This is a genomic window from Candidatus Phytoplasma citri (genome assembly GCF_002009625.1).
Taxonomy (GTDB): Bacteria; Bacillota_I; Bacilli_A; order Acholeplasmatales; family Acholeplasmataceae; genus Phytoplasma; species Phytoplasma citri.
The window spans coordinates 1-1,334 of sequence record NZ_MWKN01000028.1 but is presented as its reverse complement, the minus strand read 5'-3'; the positions used below and the strand labels follow the sequence as shown (position 1 = coordinate 1,334).

Below are 1,334 nucleotides of genomic sequence, written 5' to 3'. Positions count from 1 at the left end.
GCGACAAAAGCAAATTAGTCAAGAGGACTCCGCTACCAAATAATTCTAAGGAAAAGCCTGAGATGGCCTAAGAAGGACAATTGATGTAATAAACGAACCTGTCCGAAAGTTGCTTAGACGGACAGTCCAGAGTCTACTAGTATATGTCGCTTGTACGGAGTAGTTTATCAATTGAAGGAAACCTGGAATCAGCCTCTAGAAAGAGGACACTTCCCCTAAGGAATTAAGGTCGAAAATTAGAGTAACTTGGAGAATCCTAAAACTAAGTAATTAAGTTTACTAATTCGGAAATAAAAGCCCGAATGGTCAAGGATAAAGCATCTTTTTAGTAGTCGTAAGGGTAAACCTAAATTTGGAATAATTTAGTCTATCGTCTTACCAAGAAGAGAGTTAACCACTCTTATAGGGCGAAAGAAGAAAGTAATTTACTATTTATTCAATGGCATCAAGAAAGTAATTATGTCAACAACGGTTTCACCAGAAACTAAACTTTCACGAACATTGGATAAAATTCAATATCGTTCATCAAATGGCTACTCTCTAAAAAGAGAATTACAGCAAGGAATGAATAACTTCTATAATACGTTAATAGCATTTAATAAAATTGCTGCTAATAAAGGGGCGGGCACACCCGGAATTGACAATAAAACCATTGATGGGATTAATCTAAGGAAAATAGAAAAATACCATCAGGAATACGTCAATAATGGTTACAACCCCGAACCAGTTAAAAGAATTCTCGTTCCTAGTGATAACAAAAGAACTAGACCTCTGGGGCTACCCACGATCAAAGATCGGCTAATACAAAAATGTCTCGAACAACTCTTAACTCCCTATTTTGAAAATATCTTTTCAGCATGGAGCTTGGGATTTAGAACCAAAAAATCTTGTCATGACGCTGTAAAACGCGTTAAACAAAGATTTCAAGGAATTGACTACATCATTAAAATTGACTTAAAAGGCCGTTTCGATAACATCAATCATGAGATTCTCATGAGAACCTTAAATCGGTTCATCAGAAAGAATAAAGTCCTCTCAACTATTAACAAATGGTTGAAAGCCGGCTTCATGAAAGATGGAATCAGATACGAATCTTTATCAGGTTCTCCTCAAGGAGGAATTATTTCCCCTTTATTGGCGAATGTATATCTACACTACATCGACCTGAAAATGGAGGAACTGATCAAAGAGGGGAAGCCAATTAAGAGTAATAACCCAGAATATAGGAAAGCGTGGCTAAAAAACCAGCACCATCAACTGGGGATTGATAGTCTTATCAACCTAAACCCAAAGACAAGAGTTGAGTACATTCGCTATGCTGATGATTTTATCAT

Annotated in this window: 1 protein-coding gene; it reads left to right on the top strand. The window is 36.6% G+C overall.

Features of this window, described 5'->3' with window-relative positions:
• Nucleotides 1-459 precede the first annotated feature (459 nt).
• A partial coding sequence (locus B2G44_RS01060) for a reverse transcriptase domain-containing protein (RefSeq protein WP_257616354.1) occupies nucleotides 460-1,334 on the top strand: 875 nt, incomplete at its 3' end.